The sequence below is a fragment of the Roseibium sp. MMSF_3544 genome, assembly GCF_030732845.1.
In the GTDB taxonomy this organism is placed as follows: domain Bacteria; phylum Pseudomonadota; class Alphaproteobacteria; order Rhizobiales; family Stappiaceae; genus Roseibium.
On sequence record NZ_JASHKA010000003.1, the window covers coordinates 303,008 to 328,618 of the forward strand.

Annotated in this window: 26 protein-coding genes; 4 read left to right on the plus strand and 22 right to left on the minus strand. The window is 58.6% G+C overall.

Going from position 1 to position 25,611, the window contains the following annotated elements; all coding sequences use genetic code 11:
- Positions 1-76: 76 nt before the first annotated feature.
- From metK to dnaK, 20 genes are all read right to left on the minus strand, one after another.
- Positions 77-1,249 carry a methionine adenosyltransferase gene (metK, locus tag RBB47_RS06130; protein ID WP_305984867.1) on the minus strand — a complete coding sequence of 391 codons (1,173 nt, stop codon included), beginning with the start codon at positions 1,247-1,249 and terminating at the stop codon, positions 77-79.
- A 112-nt stretch (positions 1,250-1,361) separates the two neighbouring features.
- Positions 1,362-1,766: a helix-turn-helix domain-containing protein gene (locus RBB47_RS06135; RefSeq protein ID WP_155192299.1), complete on the minus strand. Its 405-nt coding sequence runs from the start codon at positions 1,764-1,766 to the stop codon at positions 1,362-1,364.
- A 187-nt stretch (positions 1,767-1,953) separates the two neighbouring features.
- Positions 1,954-3,570: an apolipoprotein N-acyltransferase gene (lnt, locus tag RBB47_RS06140; RefSeq protein ID WP_305984868.1), complete on the minus strand. Its 1,617-nt coding sequence runs from the start codon at positions 3,568-3,570 to the stop codon at positions 1,954-1,956.
- Positions 3,571-3,672: 102 nt separating this feature from the next.
- A complete protein-coding gene (locus tag RBB47_RS06145; RefSeq protein WP_371932747.1) occupies positions 3,673-4,878 on the minus strand; it encodes a transporter associated domain-containing protein in 1,206 nt (401 codons plus the stop codon).
- 36 nt (positions 4,879-4,914) lie between these two features.
- On the minus strand, positions 4,915-5,430 hold the full coding sequence (ybeY, locus tag RBB47_RS06150) for an rRNA maturation RNase YbeY (protein ID WP_305984870.1): 516 nt from the start codon (positions 5,428-5,430) through the stop codon (positions 4,915-4,917).
- A gap of 14 nt (positions 5,431-5,444) precedes the next feature.
- Complete coding sequence (locus RBB47_RS06155; RefSeq protein ID WP_305984871.1) at positions 5,445-6,572, minus strand: PhoH family protein; 1,128 nt, start codon at positions 6,570-6,572, stop codon at positions 5,445-5,447.
- Positions 6,573-6,584: 12 nt separating this feature from the next.
- A complete protein-coding gene (gene miaB / locus RBB47_RS06160; RefSeq protein WP_305984872.1) occupies positions 6,585-8,054 on the minus strand; it encodes a tRNA (N6-isopentenyl adenosine(37)-C2)-methylthiotransferase MiaB in 1,470 nt (489 codons plus the stop codon).
- Between the two features lie 134 nt (positions 8,055-8,188).
- Positions 8,189-9,061 (minus strand): 1-acyl-sn-glycerol-3-phosphate acyltransferase, encoded by an 873-nt coding sequence (locus RBB47_RS06165; RefSeq protein ID WP_305984873.1) that lies wholly within the window; start codon positions 9,059-9,061, stop codon positions 8,189-8,191.
- Positions 9,054-9,503: a Fur family transcriptional regulator gene (locus RBB47_RS06170; protein WP_305984874.1), complete on the minus strand. Its 450-nt coding sequence runs from the start codon at positions 9,501-9,503 to the stop codon at positions 9,054-9,056. Before RBB47_RS06170 ends, RBB47_RS06165 begins: the two co-directional genes overlap by 8 nt.
- Before the next feature lie 46 nt (positions 9,504-9,549).
- Entirely contained in the window at positions 9,550-10,038 is a 489-nt protein-coding gene (rimI, locus tag RBB47_RS06175; protein WP_305984875.1) for a ribosomal protein S18-alanine N-acetyltransferase, read from the minus strand.
- Positions 10,035-10,712, minus strand: coding sequence for a tRNA (adenosine(37)-N6)-threonylcarbamoyltransferase complex dimerization subunit type 1 TsaB (gene tsaB, locus RBB47_RS06180; RefSeq protein WP_305984876.1), 678 nt, complete (start codon positions 10,710-10,712; stop codon positions 10,035-10,037). The genes rimI and tsaB overlap by 4 nt, the downstream gene beginning before the upstream one ends.
- Before the next feature lie 198 nt (positions 10,713-10,910).
- Positions 10,911-11,468, minus strand: a complete 558-nt coding sequence (locus tag RBB47_RS06185) for a NifU family protein (RefSeq protein ID WP_305984877.1) — start codon at positions 11,466-11,468, stop codon at positions 10,911-10,913.
- A 188-nt stretch (positions 11,469-11,656) separates the two neighbouring features.
- Positions 11,657-12,151 (minus strand): universal stress protein, encoded by a 495-nt coding sequence (locus RBB47_RS06190; RefSeq protein WP_305984878.1) that lies wholly within the window; start codon positions 12,149-12,151, stop codon positions 11,657-11,659.
- An 82-nt stretch (positions 12,152-12,233) separates the two neighbouring features.
- A complete protein-coding gene (gene hslU / locus RBB47_RS06195; RefSeq protein WP_305984879.1) occupies positions 12,234-13,538 on the minus strand; it encodes an ATP-dependent protease ATPase subunit HslU in 1,305 nt (434 codons plus the stop codon).
- Positions 13,539-13,541: 3 nt separating this feature from the next.
- A complete protein-coding gene (locus RBB47_RS06200) occupies positions 13,542-14,060 on the minus strand; it encodes a GNAT family N-acetyltransferase (protein ID WP_305984880.1) in 519 nt (172 codons plus the stop codon).
- 6 nt (positions 14,061-14,066) lie between these two features.
- Positions 14,067-14,627, minus strand: coding sequence for an ATP-dependent protease subunit HslV (hslV, locus tag RBB47_RS06205; RefSeq protein ID WP_305984881.1), 561 nt, complete (start codon positions 14,625-14,627; stop codon positions 14,067-14,069).
- A 144-nt stretch (positions 14,628-14,771) separates the two neighbouring features.
- Positions 14,772-15,347: an NADPH-dependent FMN reductase gene (locus tag RBB47_RS06210; protein ID WP_305984882.1), complete on the minus strand. Its 576-nt coding sequence runs from the start codon at positions 15,345-15,347 to the stop codon at positions 14,772-14,774.
- A gap of 114 nt (positions 15,348-15,461) precedes the next feature.
- Entirely contained in the window at positions 15,462-16,124 is a 663-nt protein-coding gene (locus tag RBB47_RS06215; protein WP_305984883.1) for a class I SAM-dependent methyltransferase, read from the minus strand.
- Positions 16,125-16,204: 80 nt separating this feature from the next.
- Entirely contained in the window at positions 16,205-17,332 is a 1,128-nt protein-coding gene (dnaJ, locus tag RBB47_RS06220) for a molecular chaperone DnaJ (RefSeq protein ID WP_305984884.1), read from the minus strand.
- 165 nt (positions 17,333-17,497) lie between these two features.
- On the minus strand, positions 17,498-19,420 hold the full coding sequence (dnaK, locus tag RBB47_RS06225) for a molecular chaperone DnaK (protein ID WP_305984885.1): 1,923 nt from the start codon (positions 19,418-19,420) through the stop codon (positions 17,498-17,500).
- Between the two features lie 343 nt (positions 19,421-19,763).
- On the opposite strand from dnaK, the gene RBB47_RS06230 reads away from it, so the two are divergent.
- Both RBB47_RS06230 and RBB47_RS06235 read left to right on the plus strand, forming a co-directional pair.
- Entirely contained in the window at positions 19,764-20,573 is an 810-nt protein-coding gene (locus RBB47_RS06230) for a hypothetical protein (protein ID WP_305984886.1), read from the plus strand.
- Between the two features lie 22 nt (positions 20,574-20,595).
- Positions 20,596-21,216, plus strand: coding sequence for an alpha-ketoglutarate-dependent dioxygenase AlkB (locus RBB47_RS06235; RefSeq protein ID WP_305985009.1), 621 nt, complete (start codon positions 20,596-20,598; stop codon positions 21,214-21,216).
- 9 nt (positions 21,217-21,225) lie between these two features.
- Here RBB47_RS06235 and ubiB read toward each other — a convergent pair whose 3' ends face one another.
- Positions 21,226-22,809 (minus strand): 2-polyprenylphenol 6-hydroxylase, encoded by a 1,584-nt coding sequence (ubiB, locus tag RBB47_RS06240; RefSeq protein ID WP_305984887.1) that lies wholly within the window; start codon positions 22,807-22,809, stop codon positions 21,226-21,228.
- A gap of 3 nt (positions 22,810-22,812) precedes the next feature.
- Positions 22,813-23,616: a bifunctional demethylmenaquinone methyltransferase/2-methoxy-6-polyprenyl-1,4-benzoquinol methylase UbiE gene (ubiE, locus tag RBB47_RS06245; protein WP_371932748.1), complete on the minus strand. Its 804-nt coding sequence runs from the start codon at positions 23,614-23,616 to the stop codon at positions 22,813-22,815.
- A 163-nt stretch (positions 23,617-23,779) separates the two neighbouring features.
- Here ubiE and mutM point away from each other — a divergent pair, with 163 nt between their 5' ends.
- The gene (mutM, locus tag RBB47_RS06250) at positions 23,780-24,673 is read left to right on the plus strand and encodes a bifunctional DNA-formamidopyrimidine glycosylase/DNA-(apurinic or apyrimidinic site) lyase (RefSeq protein ID WP_305984888.1); all 894 of its coding nucleotides are present in this window, start codon (positions 23,780-23,782) and stop codon (positions 24,671-24,673) included.
- 114 nt (positions 24,674-24,787) lie between these two features.
- Positions 24,788-25,561, plus strand: coding sequence for an enoyl-CoA hydratase (locus RBB47_RS06255; RefSeq protein WP_305984889.1), 774 nt, complete (start codon positions 24,788-24,790; stop codon positions 25,559-25,561).
- Positions 25,562-25,611 lie beyond the last annotated feature (50 nt).

The following is a 25,611-nucleotide window of genomic DNA, read 5'->3' on the forward strand; positions in this document are numbered from 1 at the left end:
GGCGTTTCAAACACGGAGACCGCCGGTGGAGGACCGGCGATCTGCCTTCTTTCAGGTCATGTCACTCTGCCGGGACTTACCCAGCGAGCGGACGCAACGCGTCAACGAGATCGGTCTTTTCCCATGTAAAGCCGCCGTCGGCGTCAGGCTGGCGGCCAAAGTGACCGTAAGCTGCCGTGCGCTCGTAAATGGGATTGTTCAGTTTCAAATGTTCGCGAATACCGCGCGGGCTCAGGCCCATGACGTCGCGCAGCGTCGCTTCAAGCCGTGCCTCATCACACCGTCCGGTCTGGTGCAGGTCAACATAAACCGACAGCGGCTCGGACACACCGATCGCGTAGGACAGCTGAATGGTGCAGCGGTCCGCGAGCTCCGCGGCCACCACGTTCTTGGCAAGATAGCGCGCGGCGTAGGCAGCGGACCGATCCACCTTGGTCGGGTCCTTGCCGGAGAACGCGCCGCCGCCATGCGGAGCAGCGCCGCCATAGGTGTCGACGATAATCTTGCGTCCGGTCAATCCGGCGTCGCCATCCGGTCCGCCGATGACAAATGCACCAGTGGGATTAACGTGCCACTCCGTTTCACCGGTGATCCAGCTGTCAGGAAGCGCAGTGCGGATATAAGGCTCGACAATCCGGCGTACGTCTTCGGACGTCAGTGACGGGTCCAGATGCTGGGTCGACAGAACGATCGAGGTCGCAGCGACGGGCACGCCGTTTTCGTAGCGAACAGTCACCTGGCTTTTTGCGTCCGGTCCCAACACCGGTTCCTTTCCCGACTTGCGGGCGTCCGCCAGGAGGCTGAGAATCTTGTGAGAATAAAGGATCGGAGCCGGCATCAGCTCTTCGGTTTCGCGGCAGGCGTATCCGAACATGATGCCCTGGTCGCCTGCACCTTCGTCCTTGTTGCCGCCAGCATCGACACCCTGGGCGATATGCGCTGACTGCGCGTGGAGATGGACGGCAACATCACAGTTTTCCCAATGAAAACCGTCCTGCTCGTAGCCGATGTCCTTCACAGCCATGCGTGCGAGATGGGCAATATACTCATTTGTGATGCTTGCCGGGCCGCGTGTCTCGCCGGCAATAACGATGCGGTTGGTGGTCGCCAGCGTTTCGCAGGCAACGCGCGCTTCGGGCATTTCTCTGAGGTACGCGTCAACGACAGCATCGGAGACGCGGTCGCAAACCTTGTCCGGATGCCCTTCGGACACGGATTCGGACGTGAAAAGATAATTCTGACGTGCCATTGGCGATCGTCCTTCTGGGAATGAATATGATTGAAGCGGCGAATGACATCGCCGCTTCGAGTGCATCAATCTTAGAAGTTTTTCGCCACGTCAAGCGTGATATGAAAAATTATCAGTCGTCGCCGGCAAGAGAGCGGACAAGATCCACGATCCGGCGACGGACTTTGGGATCTTCAATGCGGACAAAAGCCTTGTTCAGCGAAAGACCTTCGGAAGAAGACAGGAAGTCGACAACGTAAGACGTCGGTTGGGTCTCGCCGAAACCTTCAGCTTCTTCCGGCGTGCCCGGTGCGTCCTCGAAGAAGAAGGAAACCGGTACTTTCAAAATCGTCGCGATGTGCTGCAACCGGCTCGCGCCAATCCGGTTCGTACCTTTTTCGTATTTCTGAATCTGCTGGAAGGTGATGCCGAGGCTTTCACCCAGTTTTTCCTGGCTCATGCCGAGCATCATCCGCCTTAGGCGGACACGGCTGCCAACGTGTATGTCAATCGGATTTGGAGACTTCTTACTGGGCATGTACGTCGCTCTTTCTTTTTCTCGCGGCGAATGTCCGCCATTTTCGATTGCACAAGTCCCCTAAGTCCTCCCACAAGACCCAGGGATTGAAGCAAGCCCGCAACCCCTCACTTGTACATGAATCAACCCTCAATCGGCTATTTCACGGTTGTATCACACTTTAATCACTCAACTCAAACAAAAATAATCAATTTTTACGCGAGTCGCGGTTGTATCGCGAGAATGCCGCAAACAGTACAAGTGTTAAGGAAATAATCAGCACAGGAAGATCGCCAAAACTACCATAGAAAGTTTTACTTAATCTGTGCGGAAGCTTGGCATCGATGACGCCACGCTCGAATATCGACAGTTGCTCAAGCACGACTCCCCTACCGTCAACAATCGCAGAAATGCCCGTATTTGCGGCCCGAACAAGCGGAAGGCCCGTTTCCACGGCTCTCATGCGAGCCTGTGCGAAATGCTGGTAGGGGCCAGGTGTATGACCGAACCAGGCATCGTTGGTCACGTTCAAAAGAAACGACGGATCGCCCGACGCCTGTGCATAGACACCCGGAAAAATGGCCTCATAGCAAATCAAGGGTAGAAAACTAAAACTATCGGAGGTGGACAATACACGCCGTTGATAGCCGGCGTGAAACCCTTCCAGCGGTCCGGCAAGGTTCGAAATTCCGATTTTCTCAAGCAGAGATTTCAAAGGGACAAACTCGCCAAAGGGGACAAGGCGGACCTTGTCGTAAAACCCCTTCACGGTGCCGTCGTGGTCAATGACGTAAACGCTGTTGTAATACTCGTCTCCGGCTGCGCCTGCCTCGGCCCTGATGGCGCCGGTCACGAGTTCACTGTTCTCGCCAAGGACCTGTCCGATCCTGAACAGCGCTCCCGGTTCCTGGGTCAGGAGAAACGGAAGCGATGATTCGGGCCAGACGACCAGTCTCGACTGCCCAACCCGCGCCTCGCCTCCAAGCGGGGCTTCGGTCATGTCCAGATAGGTTTGAAATATCTCGTTTCGCAGTTCCGGGCGCCACTTGTCCTTCTGATCGATCGACGGCTGGACGACACGAATATCGAGGTCTGTATCTCTCGTCTCGATCGACCAGACGCGCACAAATCCAAACGCCAGGACCAGACAAAAAACTGCCGCAGCGCATCCGACGACAGTAAGGCGTCGGCGGAGCGGACCTGAATCTGCCAGGACCGCAGGAGCCGCAGCAACAGCCACCACAAGGAAGGTTACCCCGTAGAGACCGACAAGGCTCGCGACCTGGGTCAACGGCAAGTAATCCGCAATTCCATACCCGAACGCGTTCCAGGGAAACCCGGTCAGGACGTGACCACGAACCCAATCAGCAAGCGTGAGGCAGGCCGCCAGCAGCAGAATTCTGCGGAGCCGGTCGCTCCAGAACAAGCTGGCAAGTGCGACACCAAGGCCTGTGAAAAGGGCAAGACCAACCGGCATCGCCAAGACCGCAAAGGGCATAAGCCAGGCAAAACGCTCCGCCTCGACAAGAAATGCTGCACCAATCCACCACAGACCGGAGAGGAAATAGCCGAAGCCGAACAGCCAACCCAACGCGAAGCCGGTTCGCATTCTTGCAAATTTCCGCCCCGGCACGGCTTCGAGCGCGCCATCCAGCAACCAGACGAGACAGGGAAACGTGACCAGTAGAATCGGGGACAGGCCAAATGGCGGCAGGGCAAAGGCGCTCAGCGCACCAATGATCACGCACAGAAACCGGCGCTGCCACCCCCAGGCCAGCAAGAACGTGTTCGGCAGGACTGTCAGTCGTTGTGTAAGCCAGTGCATTATTAGCCATCCCCAATCAAGGATTGGAGATTTGTCGGCTCACACGAGAACGGTCAAGGTTTAATGTGCAGCAATTGGCGCAATCCGGCCCGGCCCGGCTGATCAGCTACTGCTGTCCGGCGCGCCGGAACGCTCGATCTCCGTATCCGACTGCTGCACTGGACCGTCTTCGGTTTCAGAACTCGCCGGTTTCTTCGGACGGCGTCTCAGGTCCTGGGTCCGCACTTCGGCACGTTTGCGTCGGATCTTGAGACGTTTGATGCGTCTTGGGTCCGCGTCCATCACTTCAAACTCAAAGCCTGGCACTTCTTCGGGTACGAACAAAAGCTCGCCGCGCACCGGAACGCGCCCGATCGACACGTAAAGCAGACCACCCAGAGTATCGACGTCGTCGGAAATCTCGCCGCGCTCCAAGTTGGTACCGAGCACCTTGTCCAAATCTTCCAACGGCAGCCGCGGATCGGCAATCCACACGCCCTCGCCCGCAGAGGCCAGCATTGCCTCTTCGTCCTCGTCATGCTCGTCCTCGATGTCACCGACGACTTCTTCGACAAGGTCTTCCAGGGAAACGAGACCGTCCGTACCGCCGTATTCATCGATGACGAGCGCCATCTGGATGCGGCCTGCCTGCATTTTCGCCATCAGGTCGGTTGCAGGCATCGATGGCGGGACGAACAGCAAGTTTCTGAGCAGGTTCGTTTCCTTCAACGTCACCGACAGGTCGACGCAGGACAAGTCCAGGTCCGGCGTATTGTGTCCCTTGCGCGCCGAACCGTTTTCCAACGGTTTTCCGTCAGCCTCGTTCGCAGCACCATTTTCCACAGAAGTTGCAAGACTGCCGCGCGTTCCACGTTCTGCAATGAACGCCATCAGATCCTTGATGTGGACCATGCCCCTCGGATCGTCCAGCGTGTCATCATAGACAGGCATGCGTGAATGACCGCTCTTCTCGAAGAGTTCCATGAGACGGCTCAAGCTGGTGTCCAGATCGACAGCGTCGATGTCGGCGCGCGGGATCATGACGTCATCGACGCGCAATTCCCGCAGCCGCAAGATGTTGCCGAGCAACATGCGTTCTTCAGGCGAAAAGGCAGCGTCGCCGCTTTCTTCGCGCGCCAGTTCGTCCTGGAGATTCTCACGCAGGCTCGATGACTGGCGCCCCAAGCGCAGCATGCGTTTGAGATTGTCTAGAAAGGCCGCAGTCCTCTGCGGCTTTATCTGTTGCGGTTCTTCTCCCTCGGGAGACTGTCCGTCACCTGCAGCCTTTGGCTCGCCTGCCGGACTTTGCGGTTCAACTGCGCTCATCATCTATCAATACAAGAACTTTATGCCCCATGATGCCACCTAATCGCCGTCAGCCACAAGAGGGCTGCCAGCATAGGGGTCATCTATGTCTATGCTTGCCAAAATGGCTTTCTCAAGACCTTCCATCAGCTCAGCTTCGTCACTTTCCTGATGATCATAGTCGAAAAGATGAAGCAAACCATGAACGGTCAAATGGGAAAGATGATCGAAGAAATCAACTCCCATGTCTTTCGCTTCCGCCGAAATGGTTTCGAAAGCAAAAACAATATCTCCAAGAAGCGGACCGTAGACATCGCCTTGCGGGTCGCTGCCCGGAAATGACAGGACATTTGTCGGCTTGTCCTTGTAACGCCACTTCGCGTTCAGCTTGCGGATCGCCGCATCGTCGATGAAGAGCAGCGAGACTTCTGCCTCGTTCGAAACATGAAGGTCGGCCTGCGCGAAGGCGGCACTCACCGCGCGCGCCGCAACGGCGGCAAGCTTTTCTTCGGGCGGCCAGTCTCCTGCTTCGATCGCCAGATCGATCACAAATCCGTCGGGCAAGATGTCAGTCATGTCGTCCGGCGATCTCAGGAGGCCGCCGCCTTGCGAGAACGCGGCGGTGTCTCGTCCCTGTCCGTATTCCGCTGGCGCTCCACATAGCGGCGCTCGCGCGCTTCGGATTCCTCGCGCGACGCGTTGTCATATGCGGTCACAATCCGTCCGACGAGCTCGTGCCGCACCACATCCGTCTCATTGAAGCGGATGTGGGACACCGCCGGGATGTCGGTTAGCAAGCCGAGCGCCTCACGCAGGCCGGATTTCTGACCAGCCGGCAGATCGATCTGGCTGGGGTCACCTGTAACGATCATCTTGGACCCTTCGCCAAGGCGGGTCAGGAACATCTTCATCTGCATCGAAGTCGTGTTCTGCGCCTCGTCGAGCAACACCACAGCGTTTGACAGGGTGCGGCCGCGCATGAATGCGAGCGGTGCGACTTCGATCATGCCGGACTGGAGCCCCCGGTCCACCTTTTCGGCGGGCATCATCTCATAAAGAGCATCGTAAATCGGACGCAGATACGGATCGACCTTGTCCTTCATTTCGCCGGGCAGGAAGCCGAGACGCTCACCGGCCTCGACAGCCGGCCGGGACAGGATCAGACGAGCGACATCGCCGCGTTCCAGAAGCGCGGCGGCGTAGGCGACCGCTAGAAACGTCTTGCCGGTGCCGGCCGGGCCCGTGCCGAAAATCAGATCGGCCCGGTCCATGGAGCGAATATAGGCGTCCTGTGTCGGTGTGCGGGCGACGATGGTCTTGCGGCGCGTGGCGATTTGGGCGAAGGCCAGCCGTGATTTCGGCTCCAGGGTCGGCAGTGGAAGCTGCGCTTCCGCCGCCGCGGCCATCCTGAGGGCCCCATCTACGTCACCGGGATGAATTTCCTGTCCTTGCAGCAGACGCTGATAAAGCGCTTCCAGCGCGGTCCGCGCCTGCGCACAGCCAGCCTGGGAGCCTTTCAGCGTCACCTGGTTGCCGCGCGCAATCGCATCCACACCGAGCCGCTGTTCAATCAGCGCCAGATTTTGGTCGAACTGGCCGAAGAGATCGCCAATCAGCCGGTTGTCTTCAAATGCAAGGACGATGTGGGTCGTGTCAGAGGCCGAACCGGCCGATGCTTGATCCGATTGCTTGCGGGATGAAGAACTGTCGCGCGTCAAATGACGTCTCCTTTAGACCGATGCCTGGGCAGGCCGGAACTTTTCGTAAGCATTTTGCCCTTCAATCAATTGCCCGAACAGCGAATTAGATCCGATCTCGACGATTTCCACCGCTTGTATGCTGCCGATCAGATCTTCAGATGCATCCAGTTGCACCGGCTGTAGCCAGGGCGACTTGCCGACGATCTGGCCTGCATTTCGACCCTTCTTTTCCAGAAGCACGTCGCAGACCATTCCGAGCCGCGACGCGTTGAAGGCCTTCTGCTGGCTGCTAACCAGCGCCTGAAGTTCGGCAAGGCGTGCAGATTTCACGTCTTCCGGAACCTGGTGGTCCATGGTCGCGCCGGGGGTTCCCGGACGCTGACTGTATTTGAACGAGAACGCAGAGCCATAGCCGACACGGCGGATCAAATCCATCGTGTCCTCAAAATCCTGATCCGTTTCATCGGGAAAACCGACAATGAAATCACCCGACAGGGCGATATCGGGCGCGGCTTCGCGAATCCGGTCGATCAGGCGAAAATAGTCGTCCCTGGTGTGGCGGCGGTTCATGGACTTCAGGATCTTGTCGGAGCCTGACTGCACCGGCAGATGCAGGTACGGCATCAGGCTCTTCAAATCCCGATGTGCCTCGATCAGGTCGTCATCCATATCCCGCGGATGACTGGTGGTGTAGCGAAGCCGGTCCAACCCGTCGATCTCAGAAAGGTGCCGCAAAAGGCGACCGAGGCCCCAGGTCGATCCGTCCGCCACCTGGCCATGGTAGGCATTCACATTCTGCCCGAGCAGCGTGACCTCACGCACACCGGAGGCCGCCATGCGCTCTGCCTCAGCAACGATCTGCTCCACAGACCGCGAAACTTCCGCACCACGGGTATACGGCACAACGCAGAAGGTACAGAACTTGTCGCAGCCTTCCTGAACCGTCAGGAACGCTGCCGGCGGCCGCTTCATGACGGTGTTTTCCGCGCGCTCCGACAGGTGGCCGAACTTCGCGTCGATGTCGAATTCCGTTTCGACAACCTTTTCACCCTGGCGCGCCTTGTCCAAAAGACCGGGGAGCTGGTGATAGCTTTGCGGGCCGACCACAAGGTCGACGATCGGGGCGCGTCTGGAGATTTCCTCGCCTTCCGCCTGGGCGACACAGCCGGCAACACCAACCATCATGTCCTTGCCGGACTTTGCCCGCGCTTCCTTCACCTTCCGGATCCGGCCGAGTTCGGAATAGACCTTTTCAGCCGCCTTTTCGCGGATGTGGCAAGTGTTCAGAATGACAAGGTCTGCTTCTTCCAGGTTTTCCGTGGATTCGAACCCTTCGGGCGCCAGGACATCCGTCATCCGTTCACTGTCATAGACATTCATCTGGCAGCCATATGTGCGCACGAACACCTTGCGTGCGTTGCTGCCTGTGTCTGCCTTTCGACGCTGCTCTGAAACAGGGCCTTGGGTCTTTTCTAATTCTGCTTCCGGGCGGCTTGTCATTCGCTCCTCGTGGCCTTCATCTTTTGGCCGGCATGTCTTGGGTGTTGGGTCGCCGCAGCGCCTGTCAAGAAAGCAAGTGATCGGGTTCCTTACCCTTACCCGATCCCGCAAACAGGTTCACTGTTCGGCAGCACTCAAATTCTGGCGCCAGCTTTAGCGGGTTTTTCGTCGTTTGAGAAGAACTCGCTAGGCTCGATTTCGCTAGAATCTACGCTCTCGATCGGCTTTTGCATCAAAGCGGCGACCGTCATGGCCCGAACATCGTTTTCCAGCTGTCGCGTGAGCGCCTTGCGGTCCGTCGATCTGTCGACAAGAACGGGGTCACCCCAGGTCACGATCACATCCAGCGCACCGCGCGTAAATATTCCCCAAAGATGGCCGGCAAGCTCCATGTCACCGTACCAGGCGACGTGCGGGCGATGCGCGCGGCCCATCGGCAAGCCGTAAAATCCCTGGTAGGCGACGGAGAGCGGCTGGACCCAGACTTTCGCACCGTCTTCTTCACCAAGCGCCCGCGTGGCCGCGCCCAGAAGGGCGGACCGGAAGGGCAGCACGCCGTTGCCGTCATTGGACGTGCCTTCGGCAAACAGGACCATGGCATCACCCGCCGCCATGCGCTCGGCAATCTCGTCCGCCACCTGACCGGTTTCGGTCCGGCGTGTCCGGTTCACGAACACGGTCCTCTGGAGCTTTGCGAACAGGCCAAAAATCGGCCAGCCGGAAACCTCCGACTTGGCAATGAACGACAGCGGGATCAGCGAGCCCAAAACCGTGATATCGACCCAGGAGGCGTGGTTGGCTGCGATCAGTAGCGGGCGATCCACGGTCGGCTTGCCGACTTGTCTGATCTTGATACCGACAAGGCGTGTTGCGATCCGGTGCCAGATTTGCGGCAGATGCCTTTGGAGCCGCAGCTGCAGCTTGACCGCGATCCACTGCAAAGGGATAAGGACGAGCGAAACAAGCGTCAGGACAAAGATCAACCAGACGGCCTTGATTTCAGCCATCGCCTTTCTCACCCTTGGATGCTTCAAGCGGCACCCCGTAAAGCTCGAGGCGGTGGTCGACCAGCTTGTAGCCCAGCTTTTTGGCGATAAACTCCTGCAAGGCTTCGATTTCCTCGCTCCGGAATTCGATCACTCGGCCACTGCGCAGGTCGATCAGGTGATCGTGGTGCTCGTCGGGGACCGTTTCGTAACGCGAACGGCCATCCCTGAAGTCGTGCCGCTCGATCATGCCGGCATCTTCAAAGAGCTTGACGGTACGGTAGACGGTCGAGATCGAAATTCCCGCATCGATGGCGACGGCACGGCGATAGAGTTCTTCGACATCCGGGTGGTCATCGGACGCTTCTTCGATCACCGTTGCAATGATGCGGCGCTGCTCGGTCATGCGCATGCCCTTAGCAACGCACATTTCCGCCAGCGTTAATTGCCGCTCATCCGTCATTAAATTGCCGCCTGCTGCCTGACTGGAGTTTTCTTGACTACAGCGCTTAGCGAAGATCGATCCGCATGACAAGCGCCGTGCCGTCTCCCTCGCCGGCGCTGTAATAGCCTTTTCTTTGCCCCACCTCTCTGAAACCAAGACCTCGATAGAGCAGCAAGGCGGCCTCATTCGCTGCATCAACTTCCAGAAACAGATGGCTGCAGCGTTCACCGTAGAGCCGAAACAGGCCGGCTTCCATCAGCTTCTTGCCAATACCGCGGCCACGCTGCCTCGGATGGACTGCAATGGTGATGACTTCAGCTTCGTCGGCGACCTTGCGCAGGATCAGGAAGCCGAGCGGCGCACGGGTCCCGTACGGACTGGCGCGACGGGCGACAAGGATCGTCGTCCCTTCCTGAGCCTTCATCCGTGCAAGGTCTTCGGCATTCCATTTGTTCTTGAAGGATCCGGCGTGGATGTCGGCAATCTTCGGCAGATCCTCGTCCAGCGCCTCTTCCACAACCGGCGGCTGGGTCCAGAACCACCAGAAACTCATTGCCGCTCAATCCTTCCCCTTGTCTGCGGCGTTGCATCGGGCGGCCGCAGGTATAGTGGCGACGGCGAGGAAACGACCGGATCGGCGATGAGACCCAGCTCGGCAACATCCCGAATACCCGGAAATCCGCTCCGGGAGATGATCTGTTCCTGCGGCAGGTTCAAAGCCGACGCAACCTTTTCCGCTGCCGATCCTGCCAACCTTATGCTCTGTGGCATCGTTGCCGCAAGATCGGAAAGCGTGCGCACTTCCGCGACACCCATCGGATCGCCGGACGCGGTAAACTCCTGGCAATAGACCTCTTCACCCTTGCCCGTCAAAGACACGAGGATGGGCGCACCGTCATCACGCGGCGCGCAGGACCGGGCGATCGCGGCCAGCGTCGTGATGCCGACAACGGGCTTGCCGAGCACAAGACCGAAGCCCCTTGCAACGGCCAGACCCACGCGCAATCCGGTGAAGCTGCCGGGACCGACAGTGACTGCCACACGATCGAGTTCGGAAAAAGCTGTTGATGTCTCTGCCATGACCTCGCCGATCATGTCCATCAGCCTTTCCGCGTGACCCCGGCCGATTTCCTCGCCGCATGCCTCAAAGCAGGCGGTTTCCACACCGTTGTCGAGGACCGCGGCGGCGCAATTGGCAAGGGCAGTGTCTATCGCAAGTACACGCATTCCGGACAAGCTCAAGGGTTTTTCTCTTCTTTCGCACTAACCCGGCAAGACGAAGAAGTCGAGCCGAGCTTTGGGCCTAAGTCCAATTGCGGGCTTGCGTTTCAAAAAGTTTATTGTGTGGGAATACAAAAAGCCCGACGTGACCGCCGGGCCTTTGAATTTACAGCGAAAAAATCCTGATCCTTTAACAGACCCCCGTCAAATCGGGCGAACTTCCTCGACTTCCGGAACGAAATGCTTGAGGAGGTTCTGAATGCCGTGCTGCAATGTCGCAGTCGATGACGGGCATCCTGCGCAGGCTCCACGCATGGACAGATAGACAATCCCTTCCTTGAAACCCTTGAAGGTGATGTCGCCGCCGTCTTGAGCAACTGCAGGCCGGACACGTGTTTCGAGGAGTTCCTTGATCGTGCTCACGGTCTCTTCCGTGCCTTCGTCAAAGAACTCGCCTTCCTCGATGTCCTCGACCTGACCGGCCGCCATGACCGGCTGACCGGACATGAACTGTTCCATGATCACACCGAGAATGGCCGGCTTCATATGCTGCCAATCCGTGTCGTCTTTGGTCACGGTTACAAAGTCGTGACCGAAAAACACGGCAGCGACGCCCGGGACCTCAAACAACTTTTCCGCAAGTGGCGATGCACCCGCATCCGTCCTGGAGCGAAAGTCGTATGTGCCCTCCGGTAGCACGACGCGCCCCGGCAAGAATTTCAAAGTGGCCGGATTCGGAGTTGCTTCGGTTTGAATGAACATGTGCTTCGTCCTTGCGTTTTATCAACGCGCCCTTGTCGCTGATGCCTTGCGCCTCTCCATCATCGCAAAACACCGATGAGTCCTTCTAACCCATCTGCTGAAAGTTTGGAATAGTTAAAAACTAGATAGGCTCAGATTGCATGAGATCAAGTCTGCGGCGCAGATTCTCCTGAAGCTTCCGACTTGCCTCAGGCGAGCGCAGCTATGGAGTCGTCATCCAGGTTCCCGGGAACAATCGTCACCGGGATCGGAAACGTCCCAGCCGCCTTGCCTGCGACGGACGAGACCAGCGGTCCCGGCCCTTCCGTCCCGGTGCTGGCTGCCAGAACCAGAATCGCGATATCGGCATCCGCTTCGATCAGCTCGAGGATTTCCTCCGACTTGGCGCCTTCCCTGACCACCGTCTCAGGCTCGGTTCTTGCCACCGACCTGACACGCTCGGCAGCTTTTGCCAGTGTGGTCTCGGCTTCTTCCAGCGCTTCTGCGCGCATGATGTCTTCAACGCCAAGCCAGTGCTGGAAGTCTCCGGGGGCGATTACAAAAACCAGCGTGACGACCCCACCGGTCCGAGCTGCCCTTTTTGCCGCATATACAATTGCCCTGTCGCACTCGGGCGTTTCGTCGACCACGACCAGAAATTTCCGGCGGTGGCCTTCTTCGTTGCTTTTCCGAATAGCTACCATAAGCGCATGCTGCCACCGGTGCGCGCGCATCGCAAGCGGCGATGTCGCCGCTCGCGCCAGGGTACGGACCCTAACCGCCCGGTTACAGGATGAACTTCGACAGATCGACGTTCTTGGCGAGGTCGCCGATGTTCTCTTTCACGAATTCGGCTGTGATTTCAATCGTATCCCCGGAGCGATCCGGTGCCGTGAAGGAAATCTCGTCAAGGATGCGCTCCATGACGGTTTGAAGACGTCGCGCACCTATGTTTTCAACAGACGCGTTGAGGTCAACTGCAACGGAGGCAATTTCCTCGATGGCGTCCTGGGTGAAGCTTAGCGTCACCTCTTCCGTTTCCATCAGGGCAACATACTGCTTGATCAGGCTGGCTTCCGGCTCCGTCAGGATAGCCTGGAAGTCGTCCTTGTTGAGCGCACGCAGTTCGACCCGGATGGGCAACCTTCCCTGAAGCTCCGGCAGGAGATCCGACGGCTTGGCCACGTGAAACGCACCGGAGGCGATGAACAGGATATGGTCGGTCTTGACCGGTCCGTGTTTGGTGGACACGACCGTGCCTTCGATCAGCGGAAGGAGGTCCCGCTGGACGCCTTCACGGGAAACGTCCGCACCGGCACGTCCCTCGCGCGCGCAGATCTTGTCGATCTCGTCCAAAAAGACGATGCCGGAGTTTTCGACAAGAGCGATCGCTTCCTCAACGACCTTGTCTTCATCGAGCAACTTGTCGGATTCCTCGTTGATCAGCAGCTCGTAACTGTCGCGTACGGACGTCCTCTTGGTCTTGGTCTGTCCACCAAAGGCCTTGCCAAGGAGGTCCGACATGTTCATCACGCCGACGCTTGCACCGGGCATGCCCGGAAGATCGAAGCTGGGCATCTGGGCCTGCGCCCGGACTTCGACCTCGATCTCCTTTTCATCCATTTCACCATCGCGCAGTTTCGTGCGGAAGCTTTCCCGTGTCGCCGGGCTGGCATTTGAACCAACAAGGGCGTCAAGCACACGCTCTTCAGCCAGCACATGCGCCTTGGCTTTCACCTCTTCGCGCTTCTTGTCGCGCACCAGCGTAATGCCCGCTTCCACGAGATCGCGGACGATCTGTTCCACGTCGCGGCCAACATAACCAACCTCGGTGAACTTGGTGGCTTCCACCTTCGTGAACGGTGCGTTGGCCAGCTTGGCAAGGCGGCGCGAAATCTCGGTCTTGCCGACACCGGTCGGTCCGATCATGAGAATGTTCTTGGGCAGAACCTCCTCGCGCATCTGGCCTTGTAGCTGCTGACGGCGCCAACGGTTGCGCAGGGCAATCGCCACCGCACGTTTGGCGTCTTTCTGGCCAACAATATAGCGGTCGAGCTCGGATACGATCTCGCGCGGAGAAAAATCGGTCATTGTTTAAGACACGCCTTCCGTATTCATGTGTTCCATAAGCAGACTGTCATCCGTCTTGCCGAGGAGGTCCGGCATTTCCCGGAAACCGGCTTTGCGGTAGGCCTTGACCGCCCTTTGATTGGTCGGGTCGGGATCAATAATGATCCGTTCGTAGCCATCCTGCCGCAACTTGTCGACAAACGCCTGCAATACTCTTGTTCCAATTCCCCTGGACAGGTCCTTTTCGTCGGCGATCGACAGGTCGACCCCGACGGCTTCGCGTGGCAGCAATTCGAGCCACGGATACTCCTGAACCCAGTCGGTGCCCAGCTGATCCTTTACGAACCAAACCTGGATGTAGCCCATGTCCGTTCCGTCGAGCTGGAAGATGAAAGGCAACGTGGTGTCTCGCCCTTCAATCATATCCCTGACGTAGCTAAGCTCTTCTTCAGGGTCGCCCCACCACTCGCGCCAATGCGGCCTCGCCATCCAGTCGGCGAGCAGCGGCAGATTTTCTGAGGTCAGCGGCTGGAACGTTATCATGGCCTGTCAATCGGCCGTTTCCAGCACTTCAACGGTCACACTCGCATTGGTGTAAACACAGATCTCCGCCGCGACGGCCATCGCCTTGCGGGCAATGGTCTCGGCGTCGTAATCGGTGTCGGCCAATGCTCTGCCGGCGGCAAGTGCATAGTTGCCGCCAGACCCGATGCCCATGACGCCGCCTTCCGGTTCAAGGACATCTCCTGTGCCGGTCAGCACGAGTGAGACATTCTTGTCGGCAACCAGCATCATCGCTTCAAGGCGGCGCAGATATCGGTCCGTACGCCAGTCCTTCGCCAGTTCGACACATGCCCGCATCAGCTGACCCGGATACTGCTCCAGTTTTGCCTCAAGGCGCTCGAACAAGGTGAATGCATCGGCGGTCGCACCGGCAAAGCCTGCGATCACCTCACCCTTGGCCAACGGCCTCACCTTGCGTGCGGAATGCTTGATCACGGTCTGGCCGAGGGACACCTGGCCATCACCTGCAATGACAACCTTACCGCCCTTGCGCACCATCATGATCGTCGTCCCGTGCCACTGGGCCGGTTCGCGCGTTTCGCTCATTCATTCCTCTTGGGTTTTCTCGTTAGTATGTTTTTCAATGCTGCCGCCCTATGTAGGCGGGGTTTCCGGCTTTTCCAAGCCGTGTGTCAAGTAAGCCGGATACGACATTCGATTAAAAGGATGGAAACCTTCAGGGTATGGAGCCTAGTGAGACAGCTCGATCCTGGTGGCCCTCAAGAGTGCATCCACAAGCTTGTCGAGTTGACCGCTGACCCGTTCATCGGTCAGTTCGTCTCTCTCGTCAAAGGCTCCTGAAGCGCGCGGGACTGAGACCATTTGCGGCAGCACCAGAGCACCCAGGCCAACCTCCAGAACCGTGCGCATGCCGATCAGGCCGCGCATTCCACCAAAGCCGCCCGGTGACGCCGCACCGAGCGTAAACACCTTGTTTCGGAAGGGTTCGCCCGGCTCCTTGACACGGCTGATCCAATCCAGGGTGTTCTTCAAAAGCGGTGTTACACCGGCATTGTATTCCGGGCATGAAATGAACAGGCCGTCGTGGCCAGCAAAAAGCCGATGCAGTTTACCGGCGTTTTCCGGAACGCCGTGCGTGTCTTCCAGATCGCCGTCATAGACCGGCAGCGGATAGTCCTTTAGCGAAAAATGCGTCACGTCCGCATCGAGGATCGAAAGCCGCTTGGCTGCAAGCGCCGCCAGCTTCGCGTTATGCGATCCGCTGCGCACTGATCCGGAGAAAACGAGTATCTTTGGATTGCGCATAGACGGCCACCTGCTTCTTCAACCAAACTCCAAACCAACGGCTCGGGACGTCACCGTCGCAGAACCGCAAGGTTGAAGATAGGGGTCCTTCAGAAACAAAAAAGAGGCGCGGGTTCAGTGTCCCTTGCGGTAAACCCAGACCCTTGCCGGGGGCAGGTTTTTCCAAACCCAGTCTGAGCTGTAGATCGAGACACCCCGGCTGGCTGGCTTGACCGGCGCCGTCAGGCCGTAGGAAAACTGAATGAAAGGTGCGCCAGGCTTGAGCAGACGCAATGCTTCTTCAAGAAGAGCCCGCCGGACCGGTTCAGGCCGCGTCAAAAGCGGAAGCGAGGAAACGACACCGTCGAGCGCATGATTTTCCTGTTTTTCTTCTGACAGAAAAGCACCCGTGTTGCGGAGCGTTTCTTCCAATGCATAGGCATCGCCCTGAAGGACCGGAAGCCCGGGATATCGAAGGCTCAGAAGCTCGCAGAATTCGGCGCTATACTCGATTACGTTGAGGTGGCGATGCGCAAAACCGCGATCGATCAGGGCCTTGGTGACAACGCCGGTTCCAGGCCCGAGTTCAACAACGCGGGAATGGGGCCGCGGTGTCAGGTAAGATGCCATTCTGGCCGCCAGATCCGGGCCTGATGGTGAAACCGCTCCTGTACGCAGGGGATTTTGCGCCCAGGACCGGATAAATTTCATTTCATCCAGGACCTTGGTTCGCACAGCATTCGCCTTGTCGAGCTTCTCCCGAATGCGCTCGACACGAATGGCGTTTCGTTTCAGCATGTTACCTCACTCGTCCCCAGACGATCGAATATAGGGGCACTTGCGAGGATTTGCTACACGGGCGTGCTCACATTACGTAATCATGCACCCAGATTGTCGATAAAATCCTTGACCTTTGTGAAAAATCCCGCCGATTGCGGATGATTTTCACCAGAGGACTCTTTCTCGAATTCGGCAAGCAGTTCCCGCTGTTTTCGGGTCAGGTTCGTCGGTGTTTCAACGGTCACCTGAATGTACATGTCGCCATGCTGACTGGACCGCATGACCGGCATGCCCTTGCTGCGAAGCCTGAACTGTTTTCCGGTCTGAGTCCCTTCCGGCACTTTCACGCGGCTTGTAGACCCGTCGACGGTCGGCACGTCGAACTGGCCGCCAAGCGTTGCCGTCGTCATGGAGATCGGCACACGGCAGTAGAGATCTGCGCCATCACGCTGGAAGAGATCGTGCGGCTTGATGGTCAAAAAGATGTAGAGATCGCCCGCCGGTCCGCCTCTGACCCCTGCTTCGCCTTCGCCTGCAAGTCGGATACGGGTTCCGTCTTCAATGCCGGCCGGAATGTTGACGGACAATGTCCGGTCTTGCGTGATGCGGCCGGAACCGCCGCAGCTGTCGCATGGGTCGGTGATAACCTGTCCACGTCCCTGGCAGGTCGGGCACGTACGCTCGAGCGTGAAAAACCCTTGTGCCGCACGCACGCGTCCCGAGCCGCCGCAGGTGCGGCAGGTTGTGGGGCTGGTACCCGGCTTGGCGCCGGAACCATTACAAGTGTCGCACGTGATGCTGGTCGGCACCTCGATTTCGACAGTCTTGCCGGTAAAAGCATCTTCCAGGGAGATGTCCAGATTGTAGCGAAGATCCGCACCTCGCTCGCGTCCGCCGGAGCGGCGTCCCCCGCCCATGCCGAAAAACTCTTCGAAAATATCGGACATGGTTGAGGAGAAATCATGGGCGCCGGCACCGCCAGCGCCTCCAAAGCCGCCATTTTCAAAGGCGGCATGACCGAAACGGTCATAGGCGGCCCGTTTCTGACCGTCCTTTAGAGTGTCATAAGCCTCGTTGACTTCCTTGAAGCGGGCTTCGGCTTCCGTGTCCCCCGGGTTGCGGTCGGGGTGATATTGCATGGCCATCTTGCGGTAAGCGCTTTTCAGCGCCTTGTCATCCGCATCGCGTGAAACGCCCAGCACCTCGTAGAAATCACGTTTGGACATCAAGATCTCTCGGTCTTGTTGTTGCGCCGCCGGCAGCCTGGATTTCTCCGGCGCCTTGGACGGCGAAAGCGCCGGACACAAGCACCCTTTTATATCGGGTAATCAAGCGACCGGCGCCGGAAGTGAACAGCCAGCCGGAGGACCGGCTGGCTGCAGTTTCGTGGGTTAAGCGGACTTCTTGTCGTCTTCGTCTTTAACTTCTTCGAAGTCAGCGTCGACGACGTCATCCTCGGCTTCCGAAGACGCGGCCTCTTCGCCGCCTTCTTCGGCCTCGGCTTCTGCCTGGGCAGCCTGGTACATCGCTTCACCGAGCTTCATCGACGCTTCGGCGAGGGCCTGTGTCTTGGCCTTGATGTCTTCCAGATCTTCGCCTTCAAGCGACGTCTTCAGGTCCGCAAGAGCGGTTTCGATCGCGGACTTGTCGTCGGCGGAAACCTTGTCGCCGTAATCCTTGAGCGACTTCTCCGTGGAGTGCACGAGAGACTCGCCCTGGTTCTTGGCTTCAACCAGTTCCTTGCGTTTCTTGTCTTCGTCCGCATGCGATTCAGCGTCCTTGATCATCTGGTCGATGTCGCTGTCGCTGAGACCACCGGAGGCCTGGATCCGGATCTGCTGTTCCTTGCCGGTGCCCTTGTCCTTTGCGGACACGTTGACGATACCGTTGGCGTCGATGTCAAAGGTGACCTCGATCTGCGGTACGCCGCGTGGCGCCGGGGGAAGACCGACCAGGTCGAACTGACCGAGGACCTTGTTGTCCGCAGCCATTTCTCGCTCGCCCTGGAAGACGCGGATGGTCACGGCCGTCTGATTGTCTTCAGCGGTCGAGAAAACCTGGCTCTTCTTGGTCGGGATCGTCGTGTTGCGGTCGATCAGGCGGGTGAAGACACCACCGAGCGTCTCGATGCCGAGCGACAGCGGGGTCACGTCGAGCAGAAGAACGTCCTTGACGTCGCCCTGCAGGACACCGGCCTGAATCGCAGCACCCATGGCGACGACTTCATCCGGGTTCACACCCTTGTGCGGCTCCTTGCCGAAGAAGGTTTTCACGGTTTCCTGGATCTTCGGCATGCGGGTCATGCCGCCGACCAGAACCACTTCGTCGATCTCACCGGGCGCAAGGCCTGCGTCCTTAAGTGCCGCCTTCATCGGGTTGATGGTCCGTTTGACCAGATCTTCCACGAGCGACTCGAACTTGGCGCGGGTCAGCTTGAGCGTCAGGTGTTTCGGACCGGACGCATCAGCCGTGATGAACGGCAGGTTGATTTCGGTCTGAGACGAGGACGACAGCTCGATCTTCGCTTTTTCAGCAGCTTCCTTCAGGCGCTGCAGAGCCAGCTTGTCGTTTTTCAGATCGATGCCCTGGTCCTTCTTGAATTCAGCCGCCAGGTAGTCGACCAGAACCATGTCGAAGTCTTCACCGCCGAGGAACGTATCACCGTTGGTGGACTTCACTTCGAAGACGCCGTCGCCGATCTCGAGGACGGAAACGTCGAACGTACCACCGCCAAGGTCATAAACCGCGATGGTCTTGCCGTCGTTCTTTTCCAGGCCGTAGGCAAGCGCTGCAGCCGTCGGCTCGTTGATGATGCGAAGCACTTCGAGGCCCGCAATCTTGCCGGCATCCTTGGTTGCCTGGCGCTGCGCGTCGTTGAAGTAGGCCGGAACGGTGATGACCGCCTGGGTTATGGTTTCACCGAGATAGCTCTCGGCGGTTTCCTTCATCTTCTGCAGAATGAAGGCCGAAACCTGGGACGGGGAATATTTGTCGCCGTTCGCTTCCACCCACGCATCGCCGTTGTCAGCCTTGACGATTTCGAAGGGGACGAGTTTCTGGTCCTTGGCGACTGTCGGGTCGTCGAACCGACGTCCGATCAGGCGCTTGACCGCGAAAAGCGTGTTGGTCGGGTTCGTGACCGCCTGGCGTTTTGCCGGCTGGCCAACGAGCCGCTCACCATCGTCCGAAAACGCGACCATCGACGGTGTGGTGCGAGCGCCTTCGGCGTTTTCAATAACTTTGGAATCCTTGCCGTCCATGACGGCGACGCACGAGTTGGTCGTGCCGAGGTCGATACCAATGACCTTTGCCATATGTGCCTCTCTTTCTAGCAAACCGGATAGACCCATGAAGGCGTCAGTCCGGCTCCTCTCACTTGGGTTCCGGGAAACCCCGGACATCGCGCCAGAGCAATAACTCAGGATTTAGCGCGAAGCTTGATCGCTATATAGGTGGATGAAACTTTGCCTGCAAGACATCTGTCCACTGACAATTGCCTGTTTCGGCGGTTATTTCACCGCTGTTGGTTACTGTGCAGGCGCTGTTATCAAATCCGGAAGCATATGCAAGCGATTCTGTCCGTTTTCGCATTTGGTTTAGGCTTTTGACCTAGGGTCAGGCGCGAACGTCAATTTGCCGTCATTGAGGATGCCATCCGTGAGAGACCCTGACCTGTGGAAACGCGTCAAAAGCTGTCACCCGGACGAGGTGGAAGCCGATTTCCCATTTTCTCATCGCCTTGCCCGTGACAACGGCTGGACGCAGGATTTTGCCCTGCGCGTGATCACCGAATACCAGCGCTTCGCCTATCTGAGCCGCATGAAAGAAGGCATGGTCACGCCAAGTGATGAAGTTGACCAGGCCTGGCACCTGCATCTGACCTATACGCGCCACTATTGGGGTCCATTCAAGGATGCTCTTGGCGGTGCCCTTCACCATATGCCGACGAAGGGCGGGGCCGGTCAGGACGCCCTCTTCCGTGAGGCGTACCAGAAGACGCTTGACCTCTACCGCACCGAATTCGGAACAGAGCCGCCTGAAGACATCTGGCCTCCAGCGCGGATCCGCTTCGGCAAGGCGCCTCACTTTCAACGGATCAATACACAGGATATCTGGCTGCTGCCGAAACCGCGGTTGCCCGGGCCTGTTGCCAGTGCCCTGCGTACGCTCGGCTCGGTTCCAAAACATGCATATGCCGCGAGCCTCGGGCTGTTCGCGCTCTTTTTCGGAACCGGTCTTGCCTTTGCACATGGCCATCCGGCCGGCGACACCATTTTGGAAAAGCTGCGCAGCATGGTCTGGCACTGGGCGACGGAGCACACTATGTGGTTCCTGTTCGGCATAATTGTCATCGTTTTTGTCCTTACGGCGATCCTGCAGAAATCGACAGGCAACTCGTCCGGTTGCGGCTCGGGCTGCAGCGGCGGTGGTGGCGGAGGCTCCGGTTGCGGCGGCTGCGGCGGCTGATCTGCTGCGCTATATAGAAAGAATGAACGACCTGGAGATCAACGGCCTGTCGGGCCTTTCCTATCTGCCCGGCCATTTCGATCGATCGGCTCAGGTGTCGCTTCTTGAAGACATCCGGGCCATCGTGGCAAAGGCACCGCTTTACCAGCCGGTGATGCCGAAGACCGGCAAACCCTTTACCGTCAAAATGAGCAACTGCGGACCGCTCGGCTGGGTGTCCGACATTGACGGGTACCGGTATCAGGCGATGCATCCGGCAACGGACCAGCCGTGGCCTGACATTCCCGGCAGCCTTCTTTCACTTTGGCATCATGTGGCACCCGATGCTCCGCCGCCTCAGGCCTGCCTGATCAATTTCTATGAAACAGGTGCCCGGATGGGACTGCACCAGGACAGAGACGAGGAAACGTTCGACGCCCCGGTCGTTTCAGTGTCGCTCGGCGATACCGCGACCTTCCGGGTCGGTGGCCTCAAGCGCAATGATCCCACAAAGTCCTTTCGCCTGCAGTCCGGTGACGTTGTCGTGCTCGGCGGCGAGACACGGCTTGCGTTTCACGGCATCGACCGGATCCTGAAGGGAACGTCAACGCTATTGAAAAACGGCGGGCGGATCAATCTGACGCTGCGCCGCGTCACTCAGTAGGGCTGGTCTTCACAGGATCAGATTGAGCGCAATCGCACCCAGCGACACCGCGATCACCCAAAGCGCGATCCGGCCGGAACGCGTGTGCCGCGCTTCGGCCTTGCCGATGGCTTCAGCGGTTTCGGCATCGAACCGCAGCCCGTCGCGCGTCATTTTCTCCATTGCCTCGGACATGTGCCCGATCCGGTCCGCGAAGATCGGCAGGTCGTTGGCGGCTTTGCTGAGGGCCGACAGCACGTCACCTGCATCGCGGATCTTGCCGACAGGCCCGAGATGTTCCTTGATCCAGCTGCCGACAACCGGTTCGGCCGTCTTCCACATGTCCAGATTCGGATTGAGCGAGCGGGCAACACCCTCCACCACGACCATTGTCTTCTGCAACATGATGAGCTGGGTCTGGGTTCGCATTTCGAAGATTTCGGTCACTTCAAAAAGCTGCGTCAGCAAGCGCGCCATGGAGATTTCGCTGGCGTCATGTCCGTGGATGGGTTCCCCGATCGCACGGATTGCCTGGGCAAACATGTCGACATCCTGGTTGGCCGGAACATAGCCCGCCTCAAAGTGAACCTCGGCGACACGCCGGTAATCACGGGTTATGAAACCGAACAGGATCTCGGCCAGGAAACGGCGTTCGCGCTTGTTCAAACGGCCGGTGATGCCGAAATCAACCGCAACCAGAGTGCCATCCGGCTGAACGAACAGATTGCCCTGGTGCATGTCCGCATGGAAAAACCCGTCGCGCAACGTGTGGCGCAGAAAGCTCTGGATGACAGCCGCGCCGAGCGCTTCCAGATCCTGGCCGTCCTCGATCAGTCCCTCGACGTCCGACATCTTGCGTCCGTCGATCCATTCCATCGTGAGAACACCCTTGGCCGTATGCAGCCATTCAACTTCCGGAATACGAAAGCCGGGATCCTCCGCCGTGTTTTCCGCCATCTCCGAAAGCGCGGCTGCCTCCAGGCGGAAGTCCATCTCGATCGCCACAGACTGCGCCAGCGTGTCCACGACGGCGACGGGGCGCAGGCGGCGTGAGGGCGCATGAAACCGTTCCGCGAGGCGGGCAACAAGATAATAGCTTTCCAGGTCACGCTGAAAGCGCCGGGCAACGCCGGGCCGCAGGACCTTCACCGCAACCTTTTTCTCCGTACCGTCCTTTTGCCTGAGGACAGCCGGATGCACCTGGGCAATCGATGCAGCGGCAACGGCATCGCCGAACTCGACGAATATCTCGTCCACCGGACGGTCGAGCTGTTCGGAGACGGCGGTTTTGGCCGCCTCGTATTCAAAGGGCGGTAGTCGGTCCTGGAGCGCGGAGAGTTCGCGCGCGGCTTCCTTGCCGACCACGTCGGCCCTTGTTGCAAGGAACTGGCCGAGCTTCACATAAGAGGGACCGAGCCTGTTCAGGGCATCGGACAGGCGCAGTTCCGCACTCTTATCCTTCACCGCACGGCGTTCCAGAAGGCGGGCCAGCGCGATACCGAAACGCGGTCCGGCCGGCAGGTCCGGCAGATTGGCCAAACCGAAGACGCCCTCGCGCGCCATCACAAACCCGGCCCGCACCAGGCGGAAGAAAGGCATCACCGGCACGCTCATTAATCAGAACTTCCAGCCATGGTGGAGGGCGGCGATGCCGCCGGAATAGTTGCGGTAGCCGACTCGTTCGAAACCGGCATCACGGATCATCTCGGCAAAGCGTTCCTGGCTCGGGAACTTGCGGATGGACTCAACCAGATACGTGTATGGATCGGCGTCGCCGGTGACCCATTTGCCAACCGGCGGGATCGCGTTGAAGGAAAAGGCGTCATAGACCTTGTCCAGAACCGGGATATCCACCTCGGAGAATTCAAGACAAAGGAACCGTCCGCCGCGCTTGAGCACCCTTTTCGCCTCGCTAAGGGCCCTGGGAATGTCGGGGACGTTTCGAATGCCGAACGCAATGGTATAGGCGTCGAAGCTTTTGTCAGGAAACGGCAAGTCTTCCGCATTGCCCTGCGAGAAGGTGATCAGGTCCGAGAGCCCGGCCTTGGCCGCACGATCCCGGCCAACGGCCAACATGGAATCGTTGATATCACAAACGACCGCCTCCACGGTTTCGCCGGAACGCCGGACCACTCTTGTGGCAATGTCGCCCGTGCCGCCGGCAACATCCAGAAGACGCCAGCCGGACGATGCCGACCGGGGAGGTGCCAGAAATGACACCATCGCGTCCTTCCACACCCGGTGAAAGCCGCCGGACATCAGATCGTTCATCAGGTCGTAGCGGTTCGCGACCTTGTGAAAGACATCATCCACCAGAGACTGCTTCTGGCCTTCCGCAACGCGGGTAAAGCCAAAGCTGGTCGGCATGTCCTCAGGGGCGCGGCTCGATGTCCCCGTCTTCCCTTTGGCCTGTTGCGTCATGAATGCGCCTCCTGGCGGAATAGATGTCCTAAATTCGCTTCAAATCGCGCCGGACAATAGTACAAGCATTTAAGGAGCGCTATCTTTGCCGGCCGACAAACGCCATATGCCGCAGGCCTATAGCGCGCTACAGGCGCAGACACCAGTGGGGAGACAATCGGAAATGCCTGAATTGCCGGAAGTCGAAACGGTCAAAAGAGGTTTGGCGCCCGCATTCGAAGGCGCGCAGATCCTGTCGGTCGACCAACACCGTCCGGATCTCAGGTTCGCGTTTCCCGAGGGCTTCGTATCCCGACTTAACGGCCGGACGGTTTCCGCCCTGTCCCGGCGCTCGAAATACCTGCTCGCAGATATCGACAGCGGCGATGTCCTGGTCATGCACCTTGGAATGTCAGGATCGTTCCGGATCGAGAATGACGTGTCGCACGAAACACCGGGCCACTTCGAGCACCCCAGGAACCGGGATACAAAGCACGATCATGTGGTTTTTCATCTGAAAACGAGAGACAGCGCGCGGGCACGCATTATCTACAACGATCCGCGCCGGTTCGGCTTTATGGATCTCATTCCGCGCATGGAGCTGGTCGACCACCCCCTGTTCAGGGACCTGGGACTTGAACCTCTCGGAAATGATTTGAGCGGCGAGGCTCTAGCGCGGTTGTTCAGGGACCGGAAAACGCCCCTGAAAGCGGCCTTGCTCAATCAGAAGCTTATCGCAGGGCTCGGCAATATATATGTATGTGAAGCGCTGTGGCGCAGTGGCCTCAGCCCGCTCCGCCCGGCCGGGACGCTTGTGACCAAAAAGGGCAGGGCAACCCAAAAGGCCAATCTTCTGGCGGAAAACATCCGGGAAACGCTTCAGGACGCCATCAAGGCAGGCGGATCATCGTTGCGCGACCATGCCCAGACCGACGGAACACTCGGCTATTTCCAGCATTCCTTTGCCGTTTACGGTCGCGAGGGAGACGCCTGCCGGACAAGTGGCTGCAAGGGTACGGTCTGCCGCATCGTCCAATCCAACCGTTCAACCTTCTATTGCCCGACCTGCCAGCGCTGAGGCGGTAAAACGCACCTTGAGTTCCACCTTTTGCCAGCCTTGCCAGACCTGCCCCGGGTCGGCTAGGTCATACGCTTATATCAATGGCAGGTCGTGGTACTGGGAGCAGGCGAAATGGGATACAAGAACATCCGTGTCGAGAAACGTGGCCAAGTCGGCCTGATCACGCTCGACAGGCCGAAGGCGCTGAATGCGTTGAACTCGGAACTGATTGCCGAACTCGGAACCGCTCTTGACGGCTTCGACGAGGACGAACGTATCGGTTGCGTGGTCATTACTGGCTCGGAAAAAGCGTTCGCCGCAGGCGCTGACATCAAGGAAATGCTGCCGCACGACTTTTCGTCCGCTTATCAGACCGACCTGATCACGCCGTTCGATCGCGTCTCGCAGAACCGCAAACCGATCATCGCCGCCGTTGCCGGATATGCGCTTGGCGGCGGATGCGAACTGGCGATGCTCTGCGATTTTATCATCGCGGCCGACACGGCCAAATTCGGCCAGCCTGAAATCACCCTGGGCGTGATACCTGGTGCCGGTGGCACACAAAGGCTCACCCGGTTCGTCGGAAAGTCGAAGGCGATGGACATGGTGCTGACCGGTCGCATGATGGATGCAGAAGAAGCAGAGCGCAGTGGCCTCGTCAGCCGGATTGTGCCTGCCGATGATCTGTTGGAAGAAACCCTGAAAGCGGCAGAGAAAATCGCCGAGTTCTCGCTGCCTGTCGTCATGATGGCGAAAGAGAGCGTCGACCGGGCTTATGAAACGACGCTTTCTGAGGGTGTGCGTTTCGAGCGCCGCGTTTTCCAGGCCATGTTCGCGCTGGAGGATCAGAAAGAGGGAATGACGGCCTTTTCCGAGAAGCGTGCGCCGCAGTTCCGCAACAAATAATCTTGCCTGCGTCAACGATAAAGCCGTTGACGCCCGCCCCAAGCACGATT